Origin of the sequence: Nocardioides sp. (assembly GCF_031422975.1) — a bacterium.
GTDB lineage: Bacteria > Actinomycetota > Actinomycetes > Propionibacteriales > Nocardioidaceae > Nocardioides.
Genome location: NZ_JANPEO010000313.1, coordinates 1 through 4,682 on the forward strand (window position 1 = coordinate 1; position 4,682 = coordinate 4,682).

Sequence of the window (4,682 nt, forward strand, 5' to 3'; positions counted from 1 at the left end):
GGGCACCTTCGCGGCTCGCACCGCGGTGCCCGGCTCGAGGTCGGCGTACAACCGGCTCACCGGCGGAGCCGACTTCAACGGTGACGGTCGCGGCGACCTGGTCGCACGCACCGCGAAGGGCAAGGTCTACATCCACACCGCCCGCGGCGACGGCTCCTTCTCACTGCCCATCGGCCCCGCCGCCAATGTGCGGGCCCTGCGGTCGCTCACCTCGGCCGGCAGCCTCGTCGGCGACGCCGCCCCCGACCTGATCGGCGTCAAGGGCAACAGCCTCGTGGTCGTCCCCAACAAGGGCACCTACGAGCTCGGGGCCCCCATCGACACGGGCGTGTCGTTGGCGGACGCCGACCTCATCATCAACGCAGGAGACTGGGACCGCGACGGTGCCGGCGACGTGGTGGCCCGGGGCCGCGACGGCTGGCTCCGGCTCTACCGCGGAAACACCGCGGGCCAGCTGGCCGAACCGGTCCAGCTCGGCAACGGCTTCGGCGGCATCGCCGGCCTCACGGCCGTCGGTGACGTCACCGGCGACGGCTTCCCCGACCTCCTGGGGACGCCGCCCGGCGGTGCGCTGATGGTCTATGCGGGCACGGGCACGGGCATCTCGGTCGGGCGCACGGTGGCCGGGCGCACGGTCGCCCGGACGGGGCTGCCGGCCGACCTGACGCCCTTCGACTGGGTGATCCCGGTCAGCGACATCAAGGGCAGCGGGACCGGCGACTACCTGCTGCGCCAGCCCAGCACCGGCTACCTCTACCTCTACGCCGGCACGCGCGCCGGCGTGGCGCCGCCGCGCTTCCTCGGGGAGGGAATGGGGGCCTACGACCTGGCCGGCTGAGGCGACCGACCGCGGTCAGACTCGATGCGTGGCGCGCTCCGCGTCGTACGTCGACTGCGACCGCTCGGACGCACAGTGCCGGACGAGGACCAGCGAGCCGCTCCGTGCGAGTGGCTCGGTGACGGTGACGATTCCCGGTGGGGAAGCCGGGTTCGTGACCGAGAAGAGACGGCCGCCGTCGGTGAGGAGACTCCCGGCGGCGGCCGCCTCCATGAGCTCTTCCTGTGTCTGGCGCACGGCGCCGACGGCGAGCGAGAGATCGACGGCCAGGTCGGCCCCGGTCGGCGGGTCCCACGGCGCGAACGCGTCGGGCTGGGTCCAGATCTCGATGCCGACGTCGTGGACCCCAGGCGGGACCGGCTCGGCGAACCGCACGCCCAGCGGGCGCAGGCTGCACGCGAAGACTGGCAGGTCGTCGGCGCGGTCGGCCCAGGCGGGCAGGGTGTCGGGTCCGCAGACCACCGCATCGGGCTCGTCGCCGTCGGTGATGGTCAGGCCGACGGTCCACGCGGCGCCGAGGAAGACCGGTCCGAGCCAGTGTGTGGGCAGGTCGAGGCGCAGCCGCATCCCACGCTCGAGATCGCCCTCCTCGACCAGCAGCCCGGCGGCCTTGGCCACCCAGTTGGCGTAGGTCGTGAGCGACAGCTCGACCCGCTCGTCGCTCGCGTGGTCGTAGAACGTGATGAACGGGCGTCCCGCGTCGCCGCGCAGTTGTCGGGTCAGCTCGGCTGAGAACGTCGTCACATCCGCGAGCCTAGGGCGGCGGCCAGCATCGTCCCCGCGGTGGCCTACTGTCGCGCCCATGAGCGAGCACCGTGCCGTCGAGAAATCCGAGAACCTCGACCACTTCTGGGCCGTGATCCCCGCCGGCGGGGCCGGCACCCGGCTCTGGCCGCTGTCTCGCCAGGGCTCGCCCAAGTTCCTGCACGACCTGACCGGGAACGGACGCACTCTGATCCAGGCCACCTACGACCGCCTGGCGCCGCTGGCGGCCGACCGGATGCTCGTCGTCACCGGTCGAGCCCATCGCGACGAAGTGGTCGCCCAGCTGCCGGAGCTCGGCGCGGACGCGGTGGTCGCCGAGCCGTCGGCGCGCGAGTCGATGGCGGCGATCGGACTCGCCGCCGCCCTCCTCGAGGCCCGCGACCCCGACGCCGTGATGGGGTCGTTCGCCGCCGACCACGTCATCACCGAGACGCACGCCTTCCGCGCCGCGACCGCCACCGCCGTCGAGGCCGCCCGGGCGGGCTGGCTGGTGACCATCGGCATCGAGCCGACACACCCGGCGACCGGGTTCGGCTACATCAACGTCGGCGCCGCCGTCGACGGCGTCGCGGGTGCCTTCGAGGTCCGCGAGTTCGTGGAGAAGCCGTCGGTCGAGGTCGCTGCGGCGTACGTCGAAGCCGGCTACCGCTGGAACGCAGGCATGTTCGTGGTGCGGCCCGGGGTGCTCCTGGACCTGCTCGCCGAGCAGGACCCCGTGTTCACGGCTGCGCTGCGGGGCATCGCAGCCGACCCGTCCACGCTGGCCGCGGTCTGGCCGACACTGCCCAGGATCGCGGTCGACCACGCCGTCGCCGAGCCGGCCGCGGCCGCCGGTCGGGTGGCCGTGGTGCCCGGCACCTTCGGCTGGGACGACGTCGGCGACTTCGCCTCGCTCCGGACGCTGCTGGGCGGCGACGACCCGGTCACCGTGCTCGGTGACCGCGAGCTCGTGCGCACCGTCGACGCAGACGGACTCGTCGTGCCCCACGGTGGGCGGATGGTGGCTGTGGTCGGCCTGCGCGACGTCGTGGTGGTCGACACCGGCGACGCGCTCCTGGTGACCACGCTCGAGCGCGCGCAGGACGTGAGGGCGATCGTGGCCGCCCTCAAGCAGGACGGCCACGGGCACCTCACGTGAGGCGCGGGACTACTTGACGGTCGGCTCCGGGGAGTCGAGGTAGGGGTACTCCTTCATGAAGGACTCCAGTGCGGCGCCACTCGGGGCCGAGCAGTACTGGAAGACGCCGACCTGCTTGTCCGGGGCGGTCTCACCCGCACCGCCGACCGACCAGTGGGTGATCGCGACGTGCTGGTCGCCGGGGAAGGGCTCACCGTCGTCGGAGGTCCACGGCACGGCCTTGAACTTGTCGCGGAGGTTGTCGGTTCCCTTGAGCTTCTCGGCGATCCCGCGCAGGTCGTCCATCATCGAGTCGCTGTCGGCGACGGTCTGGTCGAACCAGAGGATCGTGTAGCCGTGCTCGAGGTTGTGCACGAGCTCGCCCACGTCGGGGCGGTCGGTGCCGGTGTAGAGCTTGCGCTCCATGCCGTCCCACACGTTGTAGTGCTGGCCGAACGCCGGCGGCGAGTCCTCGTACTGGATCGGGGTGCCCGGCTCCACGTGCTCCTGCGACCCGTTGGCCTTCTTCGTCGTGATCTCGCCGCACACCTTGGCGTCGGCACCGATCTCGTCGAGGTTCTTGGCGGAGAAGCTGCGCAGGTCGTACCAGTCCTTGATCGGCTGGTAGGCCGCGGCGCCGATGATCAGCAGAGCGACGACGACGCACACACCGACGATGGCGTAGCCGCGACGCTTCTCGGCGCCCTTCTGCTTGTTGCGGATGGAGTCGATGACCGCCTGACGGTCGGTCCTGTCCTTCTTGGCCACGGCGTGTGAGTCTCTCGAGATCGATGGGCGCGCCCAGGAGCAGGCGGGGTCGGGGGCAGAGTCTACGGAGTCGTCGGTGAGACCCGTGCCACGACTCCCGATTCCCCGTGCTGCCAGTTCGCCAGTCGCCAGCCGTGGGCGAAGCAGACCGCCGCCACGACCCTCTCGTCGGGGATACCGGCGATCTCGAGGTCGAGCGAGGTGGGCTCGTCGTCGTCGGTGAGTGCGGCCGAGATCCAGCCGGAGAGGTGCACGCGGCCGATCGCCTCGATCAGGCTGGACGGGTCGACGGGCTCGCCGAACGGCAGCTGGTCCGCCTCGGTGCCGGCCAGCGCGCGAATGACGGCCTCGCGGGCGCCGTACCCGAAGAGGTCGGCACCGTCGGGACGGATCAGCGACGTGGCGCCCGGACCGTCCTCGCCGGTGGGCAGCACCAGGTCGGCACGGCCGCGGACCACGGCGACGGGTCGAGCGCCGAGCTTGCCCTGCACCAGGTCGGCGGCACCGGCGATCTCGTCGGCCACGGCCGGCAGGGTGACGACGAGATCGTTGCCGTAGGCGTCCACCCGGCCGGCGAAGTCCTCGGCGACGCGCAGTCCGGCCGCGCCGATCGCGATGTCGGTCTGCCCTTCTCGCCAGGCGCGCCCGGCGGTGTCGGTGACGAGGACGGCGAGGACCGCGCCCGTGAGCTCGTGCAGCCGCGTGCGCAACGCCCGGGCGCTGGCGTCCGGATCCAGCGGCAGCAGCGCGATCGAGCCCGCCTCGACGTTGGAGGCGTCGATGCCGGCAGCCGCCATCGTCAGCCCGAGCCGGTTGCGCACGATCACGGTGGCTCCGCGGCGGGCGACGACGCGGAGGGTCTCCTCGGCGAGGGCGTCGTCGCGTCCACCCGCCCGGACCCGGCCCTCGGCCTTGCTGATCACCTTGCTCGTGACGACGACGATGTCGCCGTCGACGAGGTCGGTCGAGGCGGCGATCAGGGCCGCAAGGTCCGACTCCGCGGTGATCTCGGGCAGTCCGTCGGGTGCGGTGACCTCCAGACCTGTCACGCCGGCCGGACCAGCTCGATCGCGGCAGCAGCCATGGCCGCCGTCGCGTCGTGGTCGGACATCAGGAGGGGTACGGCGACGCACGCGATGCCCGCGGCCTCGACCGCCGCGACGTGGTGCGCGTCGGACTCGTCGACGAGCCAGC

The 4,682-nt window shown here is 72.4% G+C and carries 5 protein-coding genes; 2 read left to right on the plus strand and 3 right to left on the minus strand.

What is annotated here, in order from left to right; genetic code table 11:
- Nucleotides 1-838: VCBS repeat-containing protein (locus RMO85_RS09430; RefSeq protein ID WP_310528471.1), on the plus strand; the 838-nt coding region annotated here is incomplete at its 5' end.
- A 15-nt stretch (nucleotides 839-853) separates the two neighbouring features.
- Here RMO85_RS09430 and RMO85_RS09435 read toward each other — a convergent pair.
- Entirely contained in the window at nucleotides 854-1,582 is a 729-nt protein-coding gene (locus RMO85_RS09435) for a TIGR03089 family protein (protein ID WP_310528472.1), read from the minus strand.
- 58 nt (nucleotides 1,583-1,640) lie between these two features.
- Here RMO85_RS09435 and RMO85_RS09440 point away from each other — a divergent pair, with 58 nt between their 5' ends.
- The gene (locus tag RMO85_RS09440; protein ID WP_310528473.1) at nucleotides 1,641-2,741 is read left to right on the plus strand and encodes a sugar phosphate nucleotidyltransferase; all 1,101 of its coding nucleotides are present in this window, start codon (nucleotides 1,641-1,643) and stop codon (nucleotides 2,739-2,741) included.
- A gap of 9 nt (nucleotides 2,742-2,750) precedes the next feature.
- Here RMO85_RS09440 and RMO85_RS09445 read toward each other — a convergent pair whose 3' ends face one another.
- On the minus strand, nucleotides 2,751-3,488 hold the full coding sequence (locus RMO85_RS09445) for a DUF3105 domain-containing protein (RefSeq protein ID WP_310528474.1): 738 nt from the start codon (nucleotides 3,486-3,488) through the stop codon (nucleotides 2,751-2,753).
- A 62-nt stretch (nucleotides 3,489-3,550) separates the two neighbouring features.
- A complete protein-coding gene (cofE, locus tag RMO85_RS09450) occupies nucleotides 3,551-4,537 on the minus strand; it encodes a coenzyme F420-0:L-glutamate ligase (RefSeq protein ID WP_310528475.1) in 987 nt (328 codons plus the stop codon).
- Nucleotides 4,538-4,682 lie beyond the last annotated feature (145 nt).

Excerpts from the sequence above, each read along its gene's own strand:
- RMO85_RS09440 (WP_310528473.1), top strand. The coding sequence starts at position 1,641 with ATGAGCGAGCACCGTGCCGTCGAGAAATCCGAGAACCTCGACCACTTC.